The sequence below is a fragment of the Nonomuraea sp. NPDC048892 genome (genome assembly GCF_040649735.1).
GTDB classification, from domain to species: Bacteria; Actinomycetota; Actinomycetes; order Streptosporangiales; family Streptosporangiaceae; genus Nonomuraea; species Nonomuraea maheshkhaliensis.
On sequence record NZ_JBEZFZ010000005.1, the window covers coordinates 630,280 to 647,162 of the forward strand.

The window sequence follows — 16,883 nt, forward strand, 5'->3', positions numbered from 1 at the left end:
CCCGGCACGAGGGAGTGCCGGTTCCCGAAAGGATCCACCGCAATGAAGATCGGCGTTCCAGCCGAGGTCAAGAACCACGAGTATCGTGTCGCCGCCACCCCGGCGGGCGTGCACGAGCTGGTGCGCAACGGGCATGACGTCACCGTTCAGCGGGGCGCGGGCCTGGGCTCGCAGATCACGGACGAGGAATACCTGGCCGCCGGCGCCAAGATCCTCGACAGTGCCGACGCCGTGTGGGCGCAGGCCGACATGGTGCTCAAGGTGAAGGAGCCCATTGCCGAGGAGTACCACCGGCTGCGCGAGGGGCTGGTGCTGTTCACGTACCTGCACCTGGCCGCCTCTCGTCCCTGCACGGACGCGCTGCTGGAGGCCAAGACCACCGCCATCGCGTACGAGACCGTGCAGGTCGGCCACTCGCTGCCGCTGCTGGCCCCGATGTCGGAGGTCGCCGGCCGGCTGGCGCCGCAGGTGGGCGCGTACAACCTGATGCGCTTCAACGGCGGCAGGGGCATCCTGCCCGGCGGCGTTCCCGGCGTGGCGCCGGCGAAGGTGGTCGTGATCGGCGGCGGCGTCTCCGGGCTGAACGCCGCGCAGATCGCCGTCGGCATGGGCGCCGAGGTGACCGTCCTCGACACCAACATCGACCGCCTGCGCTTCATCGACGCCGTCTACCAGGGGCGGCTCAAGACGCTGGTCTCCACCTCGTACGCGATCGAGCAGGAGGTCCTCCAGGCCGACCTGGTCATCGGCGCGGTGCTCATCCCCGGCGCGAAGGCCCCGACGCTGGTCTCCAACGACCTGGTCGCGCGGATGAAGCCGGGCTCCGTGCTCGTGGACATCGCCATCGACCAGGGCGGCTGCTTCGAGGACTCGCGCCCGACCACGCACGCCGACCCGACGTACAAGGTGCACGAGTCGGTCTTCTACTGCGTGGCCAACATGCCGGGCTCGGTGGCCAACACCTCCACGTACGCGCTGACCAACGCCACCCTGCCGTACGCGGTCAAGCTGGCCGACCTGGGCTGGCGTGCCGCGCTGAAGGCGGACGCGGGGCTCGCGGGCGGGCTCAACACGCACGACGGGAAGCTCACCAACGAGCCGGTCGCGCAGGCGCTCGGGCTGCCGTACACGCCGGTCGCCGAGTTCGTGTGACGCCTGGGCCTGCCCGTCTCCGGTGCAGGCCCGGCCGTCACCTGCCGTTCAGTGCCGGTCCAGGCGTCTAGTGCAGGCCCAGCCGGCGGCGCAGGTCGCGGGCGGTGGTCAGGACGTGTTGCAGCTCGCCGGGGCTCGGCCACGGCGCGCTGCCCGGTCGCACCAGTGTGCCGCGTACGGACGCCAGGTGCTCGACCGCGCTCTCGTGCACCCCGCTCCGCTCGGCCAGCCACGCCAGCACGTCGGACAGGTCGTGCAGCGGCCTGGTCACGATGTCCCAGGTGCTGAGTACCTCGGCGAGCTCCGCCGCGACCAGCGGGACGCCGCCCCCTCGGGCGGTGGCGGCCGCGGCCAGCTCCGCCCTGGCGGTCAGCTCCGGTTCGGCCGGACGGTCCCAGGAGGGCGGCGGCGGGTCCGACAGCCACTCCTGCGCCTCGCCGTGCTCACCGGCCACCGTCAGCAGCCCGCCCAGCTCGACCGCGGCCCCGTGGTGCCCCGCCCGGGCCGCCTGCCGGAACCAGTGCCGGCCGCCCGCCAGGTCGCCGAACTCGGCGATGAGCAGCAGGCCGTAGTTGAAGGCCGCCTCGGCGTCCCCGCCGGCCGCCGCGCGGCCGAACCAGTGGCTGGCCGCCGCCGTGTCGCCCAGCTCCACGCAGACGAACCCGGCCATCCGCTGGTCCTCCGCCCGCCCCGCTCCGGCCGCCTGCTCGAACCAGCCCCGCGCGGTACGCAGGTCGCCCCGCGTCAGCGCGATCCCGCCGAGCCGCGAGGCCGCGCCCGGATGCTCGCTCCTGGCCGCCAGCCGGTAGTACGCCTCGGCCCCCTCGGGGTCGCGGCAGGCGTGCAGGTAGAGGCCCAGGCAGTAGGCCGACTCGGCGTGCCCGCCCCTGGCCGCGCACTCCCACCAGTGCACGGTCTCGGCCTCCTCGCCCGCGCAGTAGGCCAGGAAGCCCAGGTCGTGGGCGGAGGCCGCGTCGCCGTCGATGGCCGCCCTGCGGTGCCACTCGCGGGCCAGGCCCAGCTCGCCCGTCTCCTCGCACATCAGCGCCAGCCTGCGGGCGGCCGTCCTTGAGCCGGCCTCGGCCGCGCTCTCGTACCAGACCCTGGCCGCACCGGCGTCGCCGCGCTGCTCCAGCAGGAGCGTGGCCAGGTTCGTCGCGGCCTCGGCGTCGCCGGTGCTGGCCGCGGCCTCGTACCAGGTGACGGCGTCCTCCAGGCTGCCGTGCATCTCGTGCCAGATGCCCAGGTTGTAGGCGCTGTCGACGCTGCCGCCCGCGGCGGCCCGCTCCCACCACAGCCGGGCGGCCACGCGGTCGCCGTGCTGGGCGTAGAGCCGGCCGAGCCGGTGCGCCGCCTGCGCGTCGCCGGCCTGCGCCGCGGCCAGCAGCTCGGGTTCGTCTCCCGCGCGCGGCGCCGGTACGGCCGGCACCGCCGCCTCTCCTTGCCAGGACATGGCGACAGCGTGGCACGTGATCGCCCGATCGCGAACCGTAATCGCCGAAGGCGCTAGGAGAAGTTGATGAAGCCCGTGTACATCCCCATTCCGCATACGTACCGCAGCAGGCCGGGTGGCTGGGGCGGCAGTCGTACGGTGGCGGGGACGGCGACGTCGCGCCCGCCGATCACGACGGTGCCGGTGCAGCCGCGGTCGAGCAGCTTGAAGACCACGTCGACGGGCTCGCCCGCCCGCGCCTCCACCATGGCCGGACGGTAGCCCTCCCGCGTGGCCCACACGGTCACCGACCGCACGGCGCCCGGTCCCCCCGTGGTGATGGAGGGAGTGGGGACGGCGGCGGTGGCCGCCCAGCCGCCCAGGCTGATCCCGCTTCCGGCCGTCCAGAGGCCGGCGGCGAGTGCCACGACCCCGGCCAGCCGGGCCAGCCGGGTCCGCGAGACACGCCGCAACACGTAGCCGAGCAGCGCGAACGCCGGCGCGGTGCCGGCCACGAACCCCGCCATGGCCGCCGCCCCGGCCAGCGGTGAGCCGCTGGAGACGGCCAGCATCTCCACGCTGAGCGTCACCCCGCAGGGCACCAGGACGGTGGCCGCACCCAGCAGGGGCGCCTTGTAGCGGCGGGACGGAGCCGCCGGTTCCGGTGCGGCGCAGGCGCCGTGGCCGCGCCGCAGCAGCCTGACGGCGAAGCCGGCGACCGTGACGCCCGCCGCGACGAGCAGCGCCGCCCGGGCCTGGGGCGGCAGGCTGACGGCCGAGCCGAGCAGCCCGAGCAGCGCCCCCGCCAGCGTGTACGAGACCAGCCGCCCCGCCAGGAACCAGCCCACCAGCGCCCGGTCCCGCCCATGACGGCCGTCGGCCAGCCCCATGAGGAGCCCGCCCTGCGTGGCGGTGCACGTGGCCGCGCCGGCGACGAGGCCGGCGACGACCCCGCCCGCCAGCAGTGTGACGGCCTGGCCGCTCAGTGGACGAGCGCCAGGCTGTCCAGAGCCCCGCTCTTGGCGGCCTCCACGATGGAGCCGAACTGGTCGTGGCTCATTTCAACGCGCTGACCGAAGTCGTCCACGATGATCACCTGGCGCTCGCCGGGCGCCGTGGCGTCGACGAACAGCTCCGGGCAACCGCAGCTGCACTGGCCGCAGAACTTGGTGATGGACCGCATCTGTCGTCCCCACTTCTTCCTTGAAGCCCTCACCCGGAACGTAACGCGGCCTCATAAGTACGACCAGTGACAGTTGTCGCACTCAAGGTGACGTTTATGCCGCACCGCCATCAGCGTCAGGCGGCGCCGTCCTCAGCGTTTCGCGGCACCGCGCCCTCAGCGTCAGGCGGCGCCGCCCCTCAGCACGGACATCTTCTCGAAGTACTCGTCGTCGCTCATCTCGCCACGGGCGTACCGTTCGGCCAGGATCTGCTCGGCCGACGCGGTGGGAGCGCCGGTCGGCCCGCCCGGGGTGTGTGCGGCGGGTCCGCGGCGCGGCCCCCACCAGCCCTTGCGCCACCCCGTGACGGCCAGCGCGATGACGGCGATCCAGAACAGGCCCCAGACTGCCGGGAAGATCGGCGAGAAGCCGACGCCGGGACCCCAGTGCGGAACCAGCAGGGCGATCGTGTTCATGTCTCCTCCTCCTTGACGTGTACCTCAAGGGTCCGCCGGAAGGAGGCGCAGCGAATCGCACCACGGGCGCTGTCGCGGCTGCGCCCATGGGAGTGTTCGGCCGAGCCGCGCGTACGACGGCGGCGGTAGCGGGGCGGCGTGGCTCCTCGTCCTCAGGACGGGGGTGGCCTCATGCCGGAGGAGCGGGACAACTCAGGCCCCGCAGATCAGGCCACACAGAACTCGTTGCCCTCGGGGTCGGCCAGGACGACCCAGTCGTCGTGGGTCTCCAGCAGCACGGCCCCGAGCCCGATCAGCCGGTCGAGCTCCGCGTCCACGTCGTCGGCGCGCAGGTCGAGGTGGAGCCGGTTCTTGACGATCTTGCGTTCGGGCACCCGCTGGAACCACAGCCGCGGCGACCCGCCCTCGACCAGCACGGTCGGGTCGTCCTCAGGGTCGTCGATGCCCTCACTGCGCAGCCGCTCCAGCTCCGCCTCGTCGTACGGCGCCACCGCGTAGCCGTCGAGCGCCTCGGCCCAGAACCGGGCCAGCGAGGCGGGATGCCGGCAGTCGACCACCACGTCATGCAGCCTGGCCATCGGGCCTCCTCGCCTCGATGAGGAACCGGGCGGAGTGGGCCACGAACGGCCCTTCCGCCTCGATCAGCTCGTGCAGCTCGCGCAGCCGATCGGCGTAGCGCTCGACCGAGAACCCGGGCACGGTCCAGATCACCTTCCGCAGGAAGTAGATCACCGCCCCGATGTCGCGGAACTCCATCCGCAGCCGCTCGTAGCGCAGGTCGACGACCTCAAGGCCGGCGGACTCGGCCTCGATCACGGCGTCGTCGGGCTGCCGCTGGCCCGCGCCCTGGGGCCCGAGGAAGTATTCGTACAGCTCGGCCACGCTGCGTGGCCCGACCTGCTGGGACAGGTAGGTGCCGCCGGGCTCCAGCACGCGGGCGATCTCCTCCCACCAGGTCTTCACCGGATGGCGGCTGGTCACCAGGTCGAAGGTGCCGGCGGCGAACGGCAGGCGGGCGTCCTCGTCGCTCGCGACCACCCAGGCGCCGCGCGGGCGCAGCCGGGAGGCGGCCAGCTTGAGGTTGGGCGGCCAGCCCTCGGTGGCCACGGTCACCGGCGGCAGGGAGGGCAGCCCGGCCAGGATCTCGCCGCCGCCGGTCTGGACGTCGAGCGCGGCCCTGGCCCCCGCCATGCGCTCGCCGATCAGCCGGGCGTAGCCCCAGGAGGGACGCTCCTCGCTGGCCCGCCCGTCGAGCCAGGAGAAGTCCCAGCCGTCCACGGATACGCTGTCGGCCTCCTGGACGAGGTCCTCGTACGTGCGCCGCATCCCTCGACCCTCTCAACGGCCGGGCCCGCCGATCAACCAAATTTCGTCAAGCGATACGGCTGCGTACGGCCGCCCGGTCGATCCCGAGCTGGTCGATGAGCTGCGCGGCCGGGTCGGGCCGCTTCTGCTCCAGCAGCCCGAGCACCAGGTGGCGCGGCGCCTGCGCGTCTCTCGTCTTCATCGTGGTGGCCCTGATGGCCTCGTTGAGCACGGCGCGGGCGCTCGACGTGAGCGCGGTGCCGGGGACGCGCGGATGTTTGCGCGGCCGCTCGGGCAGATCGCCCACCTCCAGGCCGAGCATGCGCAGCGAGGCCCGGTCGAGCTCGACGAGCGCCGCGCGGCCGGCGGCCAGGTCGACGCCCAGCGCGCGGGCGGACTCCTCGTGATGGAGCAGGCCGAGCAGCAGGTGCTCGGTGCCCATCCGGCGGTCGCCGCGCTGCTCGGCCTCCTTCAGCGCGCCCTTGATGATCACCGACACGGGGCTTTTCTCTTTGCCGAACATCGTCATCCCCTCACTTGCCGTATTTGGCGTGCACCGACTGCCGTGACATGCCGAGCGCGTCGCCGATCTGCTCCCAGGTCCAGCCCTGCTCCCTGGCCACGGCCACGGAGACGGCCTCGACCTGCTCGGCCAGCCGGTGCAGCGCGCCGACCGCCCGCAGGCCCATCGCCGGGTCGTTGGCCCTGATCCGCTCGGACAGCTCTGTTACGTCCACGCTGTTACGTCCACGCTTGTCAGGCTAGCTTGACAGCCTGGATGTGTCAATCTAGCCTGACAGGCATGGAAGATGTGCTGATCGTGGGGGCGGGACCCGTCGGGCTGATGCTCGCGTGCGAGCTGAGCCTGGCCGGAGCCCGCCCGATCGTGCTGGAGAAGAGGGCCGAGGCGAGCGAGCTGCCCAAGGCCAACGGGCTCGGCGGGCAGATCGTCGAGTTACTCGACCACAGAGGGCTGCTCGATCGCTTCAGCGCGGGCAGCCCGTTCTCGGGCCGGGCCCCCGGATTCCCGTTCGGGGCGGTGCCGCTGCGGTTCGACGGGATCGACGACATCCCGCTGCGGCTGCTGCTGATCCAGCAGCCCCGGCTGGAGCGGCTGCTGGCCGACCGGGCGCGGGAGCTCGGCGTCGAGATCAGGAGAGGCTGCGAGGTACGCGACCTCGCCCAGGACGAGGAGGGGGTGACGCTCGGCGCCGGGGACGGGCCGATCAGGGCCCGGTACGTGGTCGGCTGCGACGGGGCGCGCAGCGTCGTCCGCGAGCGGGCCGGGATCGGCTTCCCCGGCACCACCGAGACGGAAGGGCTGCTGTTCGGCCACTTCAAGGCCGACATCAAGGTCTTCGAGTCGCTGGAGGGCGAAGGGCTCGAACCGGGCTGGAACCGCCGCCCGAACGGGCGCGTGCTGCTCACCTCGCTGCAGGACGGCGTGCTCATCGCCGGCGTACGGGCGCCTGGCGGGCACACCGATGAGGAGGTCAGCCTGGCGGACTTCCGCGCGGCCGTCCGCGACGTGCTGGGCGTGGACGTGCCGCTGGGCGAGCCCATCTGGATGTCGAGCACGGTCGCGCAGGGGCGGCTGGCCGAGCGGTACCGGGCCGGGCGGGTGTTCCTGGCGGGGGACGCCGCCCACCTGTTCCCGGCGGGCGGTTCGGCGCTCAACGTCGGCATGACGGACGCGGTCAACCTCGGCTGGAAGCTGGCCGCCGTGCTGCGCGGGCGGGTGCGGGAGTCGTTGCTGGACACGTACGAGGTGGAGCGCAGGGCGATCGGCGAGCGCACGCTCATGCACAGCCGGGCACAGTCCGCGATCGACCGGGTCGAGGGCGAGGACGGCGAGGCGCTGCGCGAGCTGCTCGGCGAGGTGTTCGCTTTCGCCGAGCCCGCCCGCCACCTCGCCACGCTGCTGCACGACTCGGGCGTCCGGTACGGATCGCCAGGCGCGTCGAACGACGGCGGGCGCGGCGGGTCGAAGGACGGCGGGGAGGTCGTCGGGCGGTTCGTGCCCGATCTGGCGCTGGAGGGAGGCGCCCGGGTGGCCGAGCTGATGCGCGCCGCCCGTCCCGTGCTGCTCGACCTGGGCGGTGGCTCCGGCTCCGAGGCGCTGCTGGGCGACGACTGGATCGACGTGGTCAGGGCCCGTTGCGACGACCCGCCCGCCGACACGCTGCTGATCCGCCCCGACGGCTACGTGGCCTGGGCGGGGGCGGACGGCGTCGAGGAGGCCGCCCGCGACTGGTTCGGCCTCGCCACGCTCCCATAGCGGCCCCGTCCGGCCGACGGCCCCCGCCCGGCCGTCCGGCCCTGCCCGGCCGTCCGGCCCTGCCCGGCCGTCCGGCCCTGCTCGGCCGCCAGGTGGTGGCCCGCCACCCCACGATTCCCGGCGGTCACAGCCAGCCGGGTTTGACCAGGCCCGACTCGTAGGCGATGACGACGAGCTGGGCCCGGTCGCGGGCGTGCAGTTTCATCATGGCCCGGCTCACGTGCGTCTTCGCCGTGGCCGGCGACATGAACAGCTTGGCCGCGATCTCGTCGTTCGTCATCCCGGTGCCGACCAGGGCCAGCACCTCGCGCTCGCGTTCGGTGAGCTGGTCGAGGCCGTCGGCGGCGACCGGCTCCTTGGCGCGGGAGGCGTACTCGGCGATCAGCCGGCGGGTCACGCTGGGCGACAGCAGCGCCTCACCGGCCGCCACCACCCGCACCGCCTGGATCAGCTCCGCCGGCTCGGTGTCCTTGACCAGGAAACCGCTGGCGCCGCCGCGCAGCGCCTCGAAGACGTACTCGTCCAGCTCGAACGTGGTCAAAATGATGATGTGCGGCCCCGGCGGCATCTGCCGGGTGGCGGTCAGGCCGTCGGTGCCCGGCATGCGGATGTCCATGAGCACGACGTCAGGATGGTGCTCGCCCGCCAGCCGGACGGCCTCCGCGCCGTCGGAGGCCTCGGCCACCACGGTCATGTCCGGCTGGGCGTCGAGCAGCGCCTTGAACCCGGCCCGGACCAGCGCCTGGTCGTCCGCCAGCAGAACATTGATCATGAGGTCTCCTCGTCGGGTAGTGGCAGCCGGGCCTCGACCTGGAAGCCGCCGCCGGAAGGCCCGGCGACCAGCGTGCCGCCAAGCGCGGAGGCCCGCTCGCGCATGCCGGGGATGCCGTTGCCGCTGCCGGCCTCGGCCAGGACGGCGGGGGTGGTGGCGCCCGTGTCGGAGACCTGGACGACCAGCTCGCGCTCGCCGTACTCCAGGCGCACGCCGACCTCGGAGCCGGGCGCGTAGCGAGCGGCGTTGGTGAGCGACTCCTGCACGATCCGGTACGCCGCCCGTTCCACCTGCGGCGGCAGCGGCCGGGAGCCCACACGTTTGAGCGACACCCGGAGCCCGGAACGCTCGATCAGCTCGTCGAGCCGGTCGAGGCCGGCGGTCGGGGAGCGCGGGGCGCCTTCGCGCAGCACGTTCAGCACCGAGCGCATCTCGCCGAGCACCTCCTTGGAGGCCGTCTTGATCGTGGCCAGCGCGGTCCTGGCCTGCTCGGGGTTGGCGTCGATGAGGTGGAGCGCGGTGGAGGCCTGAACGTGGATGAGCGAGATGTTGTGCGCGAGTACGTCGTGCAGCTCTTGGGCCATGGTCAGGCGTTCCTCGCTGGCCTGCCGCCTGGCCTCCTCCTCGGCGATCCGCTCCTGCTCCATGCGCCGCTCGCGGACGATCCTGACCAGCTCGCCCACCACCATCAGCAGCATGATCGCGGTCAGGACCCACACGCTGTGGAAGAGGTCGGGGCGGCCCACCAGCCAGGCGTAGGACAGGAACGACAGCAACGTCATCAGCGCCATGAACCAGGCCATCCACCGCTTGCCCCGCGTGACCAGCAGGAACAGCATGACCGCAGGGCTGATGAAGCTGGGGCCGTAGGCGTACCCGCCGATCAGGAACAGGTCGCACGCGGCGAGCGCGGCGGCGGTGGTGAGCAGCGGGAAGCGGCGGTGCACGAGCAGCGCGATCGGGCCGACCAGCAGCAGGAGGTGCGGGTACGGGCCTTCGAGCGGCTCACGGAACGTGCGCTGCCCCCAGCTGGCGCCCCTGCCGATCACCATCTGGGCGACCGCCACGATCAGGGCGAGATAAGGATCGAAACCGTACTTCCTGCGCACCTCACCCACGCTAGATCACCCCTCCGACCAGCGCATCACCCCTACGTCTGAGGGGGCCCTACCACTATGGGGGTATGTGGTCCAAGGTGAGAATCATGCGCCGTGTGCTCATTCCCGCAGCAGCAGTCCTCATCTCGCTCGTGCCCGCGCAGGTCGCGCTGGCCGGGCCGCCCCATCATCAGCCGCCGCCCCAGAAGGTCCCGGTGGCCGAGGGGTACGGCGGAGCGGTCGCCACCGTCGACCTCGACGCCAGCAAGGCCGCCATCTCCGTGCTCAGGAAGGGCGGCAACGCCATGGACGCCGCCGTCGCCGCAGGCGCGGTGCTCGGCGTCACGGAGCCGTACTCGTCGGGCCTGGCCGGTGGCGGCTTCATGGTCTACTACGACGCCAGGCAGCGAAAGGTCTTCACCATCGACGGCCGCGAGACCGCGCCGCGCGCCATGACCGCCACCACGCTGGAGGGCATCCCGTTCGACGAGGGCGTGACCAGCGGCCTGTCGGCGGGCGTGCCTGGCACGGTCGCGAACTGGGACCTGGGCCTGCGCCGGTTCGGGACGATGTCCCTCAAACAGGCGCTCCAGCCGGCCATCGAGGTGGCCTCCAAGGGCTTCGTGGTCGACCAGACCTTCCACGACCAGACCGCCGCCAACGCCGACCGATTCAAGGACATCACCTCCACGGCCAAGCTGTACCTGCCGAACGGGGCCCCGCCGCCGGTCGGGTCGGTCTTCAGGAACCCGGAGCTGGCGGCCACGTACCGCGAGCTCGGCAAGCGCGGCCCCGAATGGTTGTACGGCGGCCGGCTCGGTCAGGAGATCGTGGCCACGGTCAAGAAGCCGCCGGTCACCCCGGGCAGCACCCGTAATGTGCGCCCTGGCCTGATGGAGCTGTCCGACCTGCGCGCCTACCAGGCGCTGTTCCGCGAGCCGACCAAGATCTCCTACAAGGGCATGGACGTGTACGGCATGGCCCCGCCCTCCTCGGGCGGCTCCACGGTGAGCGAGGCGCTCAACATCCTGGAGGCCCTGCCGCAGGTCGGTCTGCACGAATACCTGGAGGCGTCCCGCCTGGCCTTCGCCGACCGCGGCAAGTACGTCGGCGACATCCCCGGCGTGCCGCTCAAGGAGTTGCTGTCCGACGGCTTCGCCAAGGAGCGGGCCTGCCTGGTCGGCGACACGGCCATGGCCCACCCGGCCGCGGCGGGCAACCCCGACGGCCGCTACGAGGGCTGCGACCGGCCGACCGGCGAGGCGGCCCCGCCCGCGCAGGAGGGCCCGGAGACCACCCACCTGGTGGTCGCCGACCGCTGGGGCAACGTGATCGCCTACAACCTGACCATCGAGTCCACCGGCGGCAACGGCATCGTGGTGCCGGGGCGCGGGGTGCTGCTCAACAACGAGCTGACCGACTTCACCTTCGGCCCGGCGCCCGGCGACCCGAACCTGCCGGCGCCCGGCAAGCGCCCGCGCTCGTCGATGGCCCCGACGCTGGTCTTCCAGCACGGCAGGCCGGTGCTGGCGGCCGGCTCGCCCGGCGGCTCCACCATCATCACGACCGTGCTGCAGATCCTGGTCAACCGGTACGAGCTCGGGATGAACCTGCCGGAAGCGCTGGCCGCGCCTCGCGCCACGCAGCGCAACACCGCGCAGACGCAGGCCGAGCCGGCGTTCCTGGCCGCGCACCAGGCGGAGCTGGAGGCCAAGGGGCACACGTTCGCGCCCAACCCGGAGATCGGCGCGGCCACCGCGCTGGAGTTCCTGAGCCGGGACCGGATCCAGGCCGTGGCCGAGCCGTCCAGGCGCGGCGGCGGCAGCGCCCTGGTGGTCTCGCCTAGAAGATGAGTTCGTAGGCGCCGGGCTTCACCCTCCGCGTACGCGCCCAGTACTCGAAGGTGAAGCCCGGCCAGAGCGTCCGGTTCACGCCGTGCTCGTCCAGGTACCAGGACCGGCAGCCGCCCGCGCTCCAGACCAGGGGGTCGAGCCGGGCCCGCAGCCGGTCGTTGTAGCGGCGCTGCGCCTGCGGCCGCACGTCCAGGGCTCTGGCCCCGGTGCGGGAGAGCAGGCGCAGGCACTCGATGACGTACCTGACCTGAGACTCGATCATGAACACGACCGAGGTGTGCCCGAGGCCGGTGTTGGGGCCGAGCAGGAAGAACAGGTTGGGGAAGCCGGCGGCCGTGATGCCGTGGTAGGCCTCCACGCCGCCCTTCCACGCGTCCTGGACGCTCAGCCCGTCCCTGCCGGTGATGTGCCGGTCGGTGAGCGCGTCCACCACCTTGAAGCCGGTGCCGTAGACGATCGCGTCGGCCTCGTGCTCCACCCCGGCGGCGTCCACGATCGAACGCGGCCGGATCTCGGTGATCGCGTCGGTGACCAGCGAGACGTTCGGCCTGGTCAGGGCCGGATAGTAGTCGCTGGAGACGAGGATGCGCTTGCAGCCGATCACGTAGTCGGGGGTGAGGGAGCGGCGCAGGACGGGGTCGGGCACCTGGGCTTCGAGGTGACGCAGGGCGAGGCGTTCGTGGCCCTTCATCAGGCGCGGGTCCACGGCGAAGCCCAGCGCCCTGCTCTCCAGGGCCCAGTAGATGCCGCCGCGCAGGGTTCTGGCCGCGCCGGGCAGGCGCAGGAGGCGGCGGGCGGCGGGGGAGAAGGCGAAGTCGGGTTTGGGGTGGATCCAGGGCGGCGTGCGCTGGAAGACGGTCAGGTGGCGGGCATCGGGGGCCAGCTGGGGGACGAACTGGACGGCGGAGGCGCCGGTGCCGACGACGGCGACGCGTTTGCCGGTCAGGTCGGCGGAGTGGTCCCATTCGGCGGAGTGGAAGGCGGAGCCGGTGAAGGACTCGCGCCCCACAATTTCCGGAAATTTCGGGATATGGAGGGCGCCTACCCCCGAGACGACCGCGTTGGTGCGCAGGACCTCGCCGTCCTGCGTGGTGACCGTCCAGCCGCGCCGGCCGTCGTCGTACTCCAGCGCGACGACGTCCTTGCCGAAGCGGAGGTGCGGGGTGATGCCGTATTTGGCCGCGCAGGCGCGCAGGTAGTCCTGGATCTCCTCGCGCGGCGCGAACATCCGCGACCAGTCCGGATTCAGCTCGTACGAGTACGAGTACATGTGCGACGGCACATCGCACGCGCAGCCGGGATAGGTGTTGTCCCGCCACGTGCCGCCCAGCTCGGCGGCCTTCTCCAGGATGACGAAGTCGTGGTAGCCGGCCTCCTTGAGCTTGACGGCCATGCAGATGCCGGCGAAGCCGGAGCCGACGATCACCAGTCCTGGCTCGCCCACGGGCCCTCCTGAAGGTCGGCGCTTATCGGACGTCTCTTATTGGACGCTGAATCCAATGTAAGAAGCGCCGCCCGTCCCGGTCCAGAGTGATACCCGTCACGATCTGAACCCCGCCACGCCCGGGAACGACGAAAACCCGCCACGGCCTCCGCGGCGGGTGATGCTGTCGGCTGACTACTGGAGCAGCAGGAAGGCGGCTACGCCGACGATCACGACCGCGACGACGACCGCGATGATGGGGATGAGGGGTGACTTCTTGGGCTTGGCAACGGCCTCCTGCTCGCGCGCGTTCGCGAACGCGCGGAAGGCCTGAGTGTTGCCCGCCGGGTCAATATGCTGGTCAGACATGGGCAGCAGCCTAGCGTGATCGCCTGTTCCGTTTGTGCCTTTTGGTGTGATCCGTAGGCATGGCCTGATTGGCAGACCGCCCCACCCGGCGGATACGTTGAAGGCATGCTGAGGACCCTGCTCTCACCCCGCATCCTGGGGCTGCACCTGCTCACGATCGGGGTCCTCATCGCCTTCATCCTGCTCGGGCGCTGGCAGCTCGGAGTCTTCCAAGATTCGGGAAAGCCTCAGGCGGCCACCGATCCCGCGCCTGTCACGGTCGCCACCCTCGCCGGTGTCGGCACCCAGATGACCGGCGAGGCGGTCGGCCGCCAGGTCACCGCGCAGGGCGTCTACGAGGCCGATCGTCAGCTCCTGGTCGCCGACCGCAAGCCCGATGCCGACGCCCCCGGCGGCAACATCTCGCGCGATGAGGGCTACTGGGTACTCACGCCGCTGCGGCTCGACGACGGCACGCTCGTGCCCGTGGTACGCGGCTGGACGGCCAAGGCCGACGACCCCGCCGTGGCCGCCGTGCCGCAGGGAAAGGTCGCGGTGACCGGACGGCTGCGGCCGCAGCAGGGCACCGACAGCGTGCAGCGGCGCGCCGAGGGCCTGCCCGCCGGCCAGGTGCAGACCGTGTCCACGGGCGAGCTGGTCAACCTGTGGAGCGGGCAGCGGGTGCGCACCGGCTATGTCGTGGCGCAGCCGGCCTCCGGCTCGCTGACGCAGGTCCAGGCGAGCCCGCCGGTGGTCGGAGGCACGTTCACCTGGCGTAATCTGGCTTATGCCGCCAACTGGTGGATCTTCGCTGGATTCGCCGTCTTCATGTGGTTCCACTTCGTCCGCGACGCCGTACGCGCGGATCGGGACCGCGGCAAGTCGTCCCCTGAGATGGTTCTGGAAGGTTAACGGTGGAATCGGCTCTGAAGCCCTTCCGGGCACTCGCGTACGTGGTCGGCGTCATGCTGCTCGTGCTCTGCGTCGGCATGGTGCTGCGCTACGGCTTCGACCAGCCGGCTATGTCGAAGATCATCGCCCCGATCCACGGCGGGCTCTACATGATCTACCTGGTCACGGTGATGAATCTGGGCATGAAGGCACGCTGGTCGTGGCCGTACATGCTCGGTGTCATGCTCGGCGGCACGGTGCCGTTCCTGTCCTTCTACGTGGAGCGAAGGGTGACCCAGCGCGTGCAGACGACGCTGGCCGCGGCGGAGGCCTGACCGCATGCGCCTGTCGGGCCCCCGCCGCCGGAGCCTCAGCGGCCGATGCCGCGCCTGCGGGCCCGCTTGAGCCGCTCGCGCTGCGACGGATCGAGCATCAGGTAGCCGACCACAGGGGCGGCGACCAGGCCGAGGACGACCAGCAAGGTGACCCAACCGGGCAAGAAGAACAGCGAGAACAAGAACGCGACGCCCGCGCCGATGGCGTACTTCTGAACTGGCGACATCCCCAACTTCCTCCGAACGCGGAGCGCGCGCCCCGCCTCTCCCACATTCTGCGTCCTCTGTCCAACGTGTGAACCCGTCGCTGAGGTTCCGTTCGCGATGTATCGCAATTGTTGTGCCGGAGGTCAAGCACTTCCCGCGGCGATTCTGAGCAGGTCGCGGCGGAGTTCGTCCAGTGTGGGACGTTCCAACGGGTTGCCCGACAGGAGCCGGAACAGCACGGGAGCCAGCGGGCCAGCCCGCCGCAGCGGCGCGCCCGGCGCGGGTGCGGCGCCCTCGACGGCGGTGAAGAGGGTGGCCCCGAGCGACCACAGATCGGCGGCCTGGGTGGCGGCGCGCTCGGGAGCCGTGTACGCCGGGAGCGTTCCCGGCCCCGGCAGCGGCGTCAGCCGGGCCCGGCCCCAGACGTCGATGAGCACGTTCCCCGGCTGCACCCCGCCGTGGAAGCCGCCCCAGTCGGCGAGCCGGTCGAGCACGGCCAGCCCGATCGCGGCCACCTGGACGGGCGGCAGCGGGCCCGACGCCCTGACCACCGCGTCCAGCGGCCGGTCCACCGCCAGCCGCTCCAGCGTCTCGCGCACCACCTCCGCCGGCGGCGGCCCCGAGCTCCCCGACGAGCCTTTCGACGGCCGGAGCATCGCCCTGACCAGCGACCTGAACGGGTCGGCCGCCTCGGTGGGCGCCTGGCCGGGCGGGCGGCCCTCGACCGCGAAGTGCAGCGTGGCCGCCAGCGACCACAGGTCCGCGGAGGGCAGCATGCTGAGGCTGGGAAAGCCGAACCCGGTGAGCACCGCCCGGCCGGTCGTGGTGAGCAGCACGTTGCCGGGATCGACCCGGCCGTGCACGATCCCCGCCGCGTGCGCCGCGGTCAGCGCCGACAGGACGCAGACGCCGATCCTGGCCGCCTGCGGGACGGGCAACGGACGCCGCGAGCGGACGGTCTGCTCCAGCGACGCCCCCGAGACGAACTCCATCACCAGCCACGGCTCGCCGTCCTCGACCAGCACGTCGAGCACCCGCACGACGAAGGCGTGCCGCAGTGCGGTCGCCCTGCGCGCCTCGTGCAGCGCGGCCTCGCGCAGCTCAGGGGGCACCCGCAGGCGCCTGACCGCGACGTCGCGGTGTTCCGTCTCGTCGAAGGCCAGCCGTACGGATCCCGCCCCCAAGGGATTCAACAGCCGGTAGCGACCGTTCAGCTTCCTGGTCTCATCAGCCATTCCGAGTCGCACGATAGCGCCGCGACCGCCTCATGACCATGGGCCCTGAGCCGTCAATCCGAACCGCTCTTCAACCAGCTCTCGTGGGCCGCGCGCACCTTGCGCCAGAGCTCGTCCTTCTCCTCGGCGCTCACGTCGTCCAGCGGCAGCAGGAACACGTCCGCCAGCGCCGCGTAGTAGTCGCGCGACGTGCACAGCGTCACCGACTGCGTGCCGTTCCCGAGGCGCTTGAGCCGCAGCCCGCGCAGGACGTCCACCCCGTAGGCGTCGCGCCGCTGCACCGTGGCCACGCGCACGAAACCCGAGGCCGGCGACGTGGTCAGGTGGCGGTGCATGTCCGCGAACGCCGACATCCGCGCCGGTTCGAGGGTGAAGTCCATGCCCTCGAACGAGCCGCCCGGGTCGTGGTCGAGCCGCCAGCCGCCGGGCGCCACCTCCGACGGGCGCAGCACGTACCGGAACGGGCCCTGCCGATAGCCGCCCGCGACCAGCGGCAGCGGCTCGTGCAGGGCGTCGCCGAGCCCCACGTCCACCAGCCACGCGCCGCCAGGGTTGGCCTCCGACGGCAGCCCGCGCACGGTGAGCACCAGGTGGTTGCCGGTGACGCCGGGCTCGCCGCCCCGGTTCTGCACGCCGCCCACGTGCCGGGTCACCTCGTAGCCGAGGGCCGCGAGCAGCTCGGAGAACGCGCCGTTGAGGTGGTAGCAGTAGCCGCCCCTGCCGCGCAGGATGCGCTCGGCCGACTCCAGCGGATCGACGGTCGTGGCCCGGCCGAGCCAGATCTCCAGCGCTTCGTAGGAGACCTTTTCGATGTGGGCGGCGTGCAGGGCGCGCAGCCCCTCCGCGCTCGCGGGAGCGCCGAGCAGCGCGGGCAGGCCGAGACGGCGGAGGTATCCGGCGGTGTTCACGCCGCCAA

The 16,883-nt window shown here is 72.1% G+C and carries 20 protein-coding genes; 5 read left to right on the forward strand and 15 right to left on the reverse strand.

Features of this window, described 5'->3' with window-relative positions; all coding sequences use genetic code 11:
• Positions 1-42: 42 nt before the first annotated feature.
• Positions 43-1,152: an alanine dehydrogenase gene (ald, locus tag AB0C28_RS20195; protein ID WP_357846941.1), complete on the forward strand. Its 1,110-nt coding sequence runs from the start codon at positions 43-45 to the stop codon at positions 1,150-1,152.
• Positions 1,153-1,219: 67 nt separating this feature from the next.
• Here the strand turns inward: ald and AB0C28_RS20200 are convergent, their stop codons facing one another.
• The 8 genes from AB0C28_RS20200 to AB0C28_RS20235 all read right to left on the reverse strand — a co-directional run bounded on the left by AB0C28_RS20200 (position 1,220) and on the right by AB0C28_RS20235 (position 6,265).
• Positions 1,220-2,605, reverse strand: a complete 1,386-nt coding sequence (locus AB0C28_RS20200; protein WP_357846939.1) for a tetratricopeptide repeat protein — start codon at positions 2,603-2,605, stop codon at positions 1,220-1,222.
• A 53-nt stretch (positions 2,606-2,658) separates the two neighbouring features.
• Positions 2,659-3,570 (reverse strand): sulfite exporter TauE/SafE family protein, encoded by a 912-nt coding sequence (locus AB0C28_RS20205; protein ID WP_358076489.1) that lies wholly within the window; start codon positions 3,568-3,570, stop codon positions 2,659-2,661.
• Positions 3,567-3,767 (reverse strand): hypothetical protein, encoded by a 201-nt coding sequence (locus AB0C28_RS20210; protein ID WP_346110475.1) that lies wholly within the window; start codon positions 3,765-3,767, stop codon positions 3,567-3,569. Before AB0C28_RS20210 ends, AB0C28_RS20205 begins: the two co-directional genes overlap by 4 nt.
• Positions 3,768-3,929: 162 nt before the next feature.
• Positions 3,930-4,223, reverse strand: coding sequence for an SHOCT domain-containing protein (locus tag AB0C28_RS20215; protein ID WP_358076280.1), 294 nt, complete (start codon positions 4,221-4,223; stop codon positions 3,930-3,932).
• Positions 4,224-4,429: 206 nt separating this feature from the next.
• Positions 4,430-4,801 carry a VOC family protein gene (locus AB0C28_RS20220; RefSeq protein ID WP_357846935.1) on the reverse strand — a complete coding sequence of 124 codons (372 nt, stop codon included), beginning with the start codon at positions 4,799-4,801 and terminating at the stop codon, positions 4,430-4,432.
• Positions 4,785-5,549 (reverse strand): class I SAM-dependent methyltransferase, encoded by a 765-nt coding sequence (locus AB0C28_RS20225; RefSeq protein WP_357846933.1) that lies wholly within the window; start codon positions 5,547-5,549, stop codon positions 4,785-4,787. Before AB0C28_RS20225 ends, AB0C28_RS20220 begins: the two co-directional genes overlap by 17 nt.
• Before the next feature lie 46 nt (positions 5,550-5,595).
• Positions 5,596-6,027 (reverse strand): Clp protease N-terminal domain-containing protein, encoded by a 432-nt coding sequence (locus AB0C28_RS20230; protein ID WP_358076283.1) that lies wholly within the window; start codon positions 6,025-6,027, stop codon positions 5,596-5,598.
• A gap of 34 nt (positions 6,028-6,061) precedes the next feature.
• A complete protein-coding gene (locus AB0C28_RS20235) occupies positions 6,062-6,265 on the reverse strand; it encodes a hypothetical protein (protein WP_181307187.1) in 204 nt (67 codons plus the stop codon).
• A gap of 65 nt (positions 6,266-6,330) precedes the next feature.
• On the opposite strand from AB0C28_RS20235, the gene AB0C28_RS20240 reads away from it, so the two are divergent.
• Entirely contained in the window at positions 6,331-7,806 is a 1,476-nt protein-coding gene (locus AB0C28_RS20240) for an FAD-dependent monooxygenase (RefSeq protein ID WP_358076286.1), read from the forward strand.
• A gap of 124 nt (positions 7,807-7,930) precedes the next feature.
• On the opposite strand, the gene AB0C28_RS20245 is transcribed toward AB0C28_RS20240, so the two are convergent.
• On the reverse strand, positions 7,931-8,578 hold the full coding sequence (locus tag AB0C28_RS20245) for a response regulator transcription factor (protein ID WP_357846927.1): 648 nt from the start codon (positions 8,576-8,578) through the stop codon (positions 7,931-7,933).
• Positions 8,575-9,687 (reverse strand): sensor histidine kinase, encoded by a 1,113-nt coding sequence (locus AB0C28_RS20250; RefSeq protein ID WP_358076289.1) that lies wholly within the window; start codon positions 9,685-9,687, stop codon positions 8,575-8,577. The genes AB0C28_RS20245 and AB0C28_RS20250 overlap by 4 nt, the downstream gene beginning before the upstream one ends.
• Before the next feature lie 95 nt (positions 9,688-9,782).
• On the opposite strand from AB0C28_RS20250, the gene AB0C28_RS20255 reads away from it, so the two are divergent.
• Positions 9,783-11,528: a gamma-glutamyltransferase family protein gene (locus AB0C28_RS20255; protein ID WP_358076292.1), complete on the forward strand. Its 1,746-nt coding sequence runs from the start codon at positions 9,783-9,785 to the stop codon at positions 11,526-11,528.
• Here the strand turns inward: AB0C28_RS20255 and AB0C28_RS20260 are convergent.
• Both AB0C28_RS20260 and AB0C28_RS20265 read right to left on the reverse strand, forming a co-directional pair.
• A complete protein-coding gene (locus AB0C28_RS20260) occupies positions 11,518-12,972 on the reverse strand; it encodes an NAD(P)/FAD-dependent oxidoreductase (protein WP_358076295.1) in 1,455 nt (484 codons plus the stop codon). The genes AB0C28_RS20255 and AB0C28_RS20260 overlap by 11 nt on opposite strands.
• Positions 12,973-13,146: 174 nt before the next feature.
• Positions 13,147-13,320, reverse strand: a complete 174-nt coding sequence (locus AB0C28_RS20265) for a hypothetical protein (RefSeq protein WP_346110465.1) — start codon at positions 13,318-13,320, stop codon at positions 13,147-13,149.
• A 105-nt stretch (positions 13,321-13,425) separates the two neighbouring features.
• On the opposite strand from AB0C28_RS20265, the gene AB0C28_RS20270 reads away from it, so the two are divergent.
• Together AB0C28_RS20270 and AB0C28_RS20275 are read left to right on the forward strand one after the other, a co-directional pair.
• The gene (locus tag AB0C28_RS20270) at positions 13,426-14,211 is read left to right on the forward strand and encodes an SURF1 family protein (RefSeq protein ID WP_357846918.1); all 786 of its coding nucleotides are present in this window, start codon (positions 13,426-13,428) and stop codon (positions 14,209-14,211) included.
• Between the two features lie 2 nt (positions 14,212-14,213).
• Positions 14,214-14,525: a DUF3817 domain-containing protein gene (locus AB0C28_RS20275; protein WP_357846917.1), complete on the forward strand. Its 312-nt coding sequence runs from the start codon at positions 14,214-14,216 to the stop codon at positions 14,523-14,525.
• A 35-nt stretch (positions 14,526-14,560) separates the two neighbouring features.
• On the opposite strand, the gene AB0C28_RS20280 is transcribed toward AB0C28_RS20275, so the two are convergent.
• The 3 genes from AB0C28_RS20280 to AB0C28_RS20290 all read right to left on the reverse strand — a co-directional run bounded on the left by AB0C28_RS20280 (position 14,561) and on the right by AB0C28_RS20290 (position 16,875).
• The gene (locus AB0C28_RS20280) at positions 14,561-14,752 is read right to left on the reverse strand and encodes a hypothetical protein (protein WP_346110462.1); all 192 of its coding nucleotides are present in this window, start codon (positions 14,750-14,752) and stop codon (positions 14,561-14,563) included.
• A 123-nt stretch (positions 14,753-14,875) separates the two neighbouring features.
• Positions 14,876-15,967, reverse strand: coding sequence for a protein kinase (locus tag AB0C28_RS20285; RefSeq protein ID WP_358076298.1), 1,092 nt, complete (start codon positions 15,965-15,967; stop codon positions 14,876-14,878).
• 53 nt (positions 15,968-16,020) lie between these two features.
• On the reverse strand, positions 16,021-16,875 hold the full coding sequence (locus AB0C28_RS20290) for an arylamine N-acetyltransferase (RefSeq protein ID WP_357846912.1): 855 nt from the start codon (positions 16,873-16,875) through the stop codon (positions 16,021-16,023).
• Between the last annotated feature and the right edge of the window lie 8 nt (positions 16,876-16,883).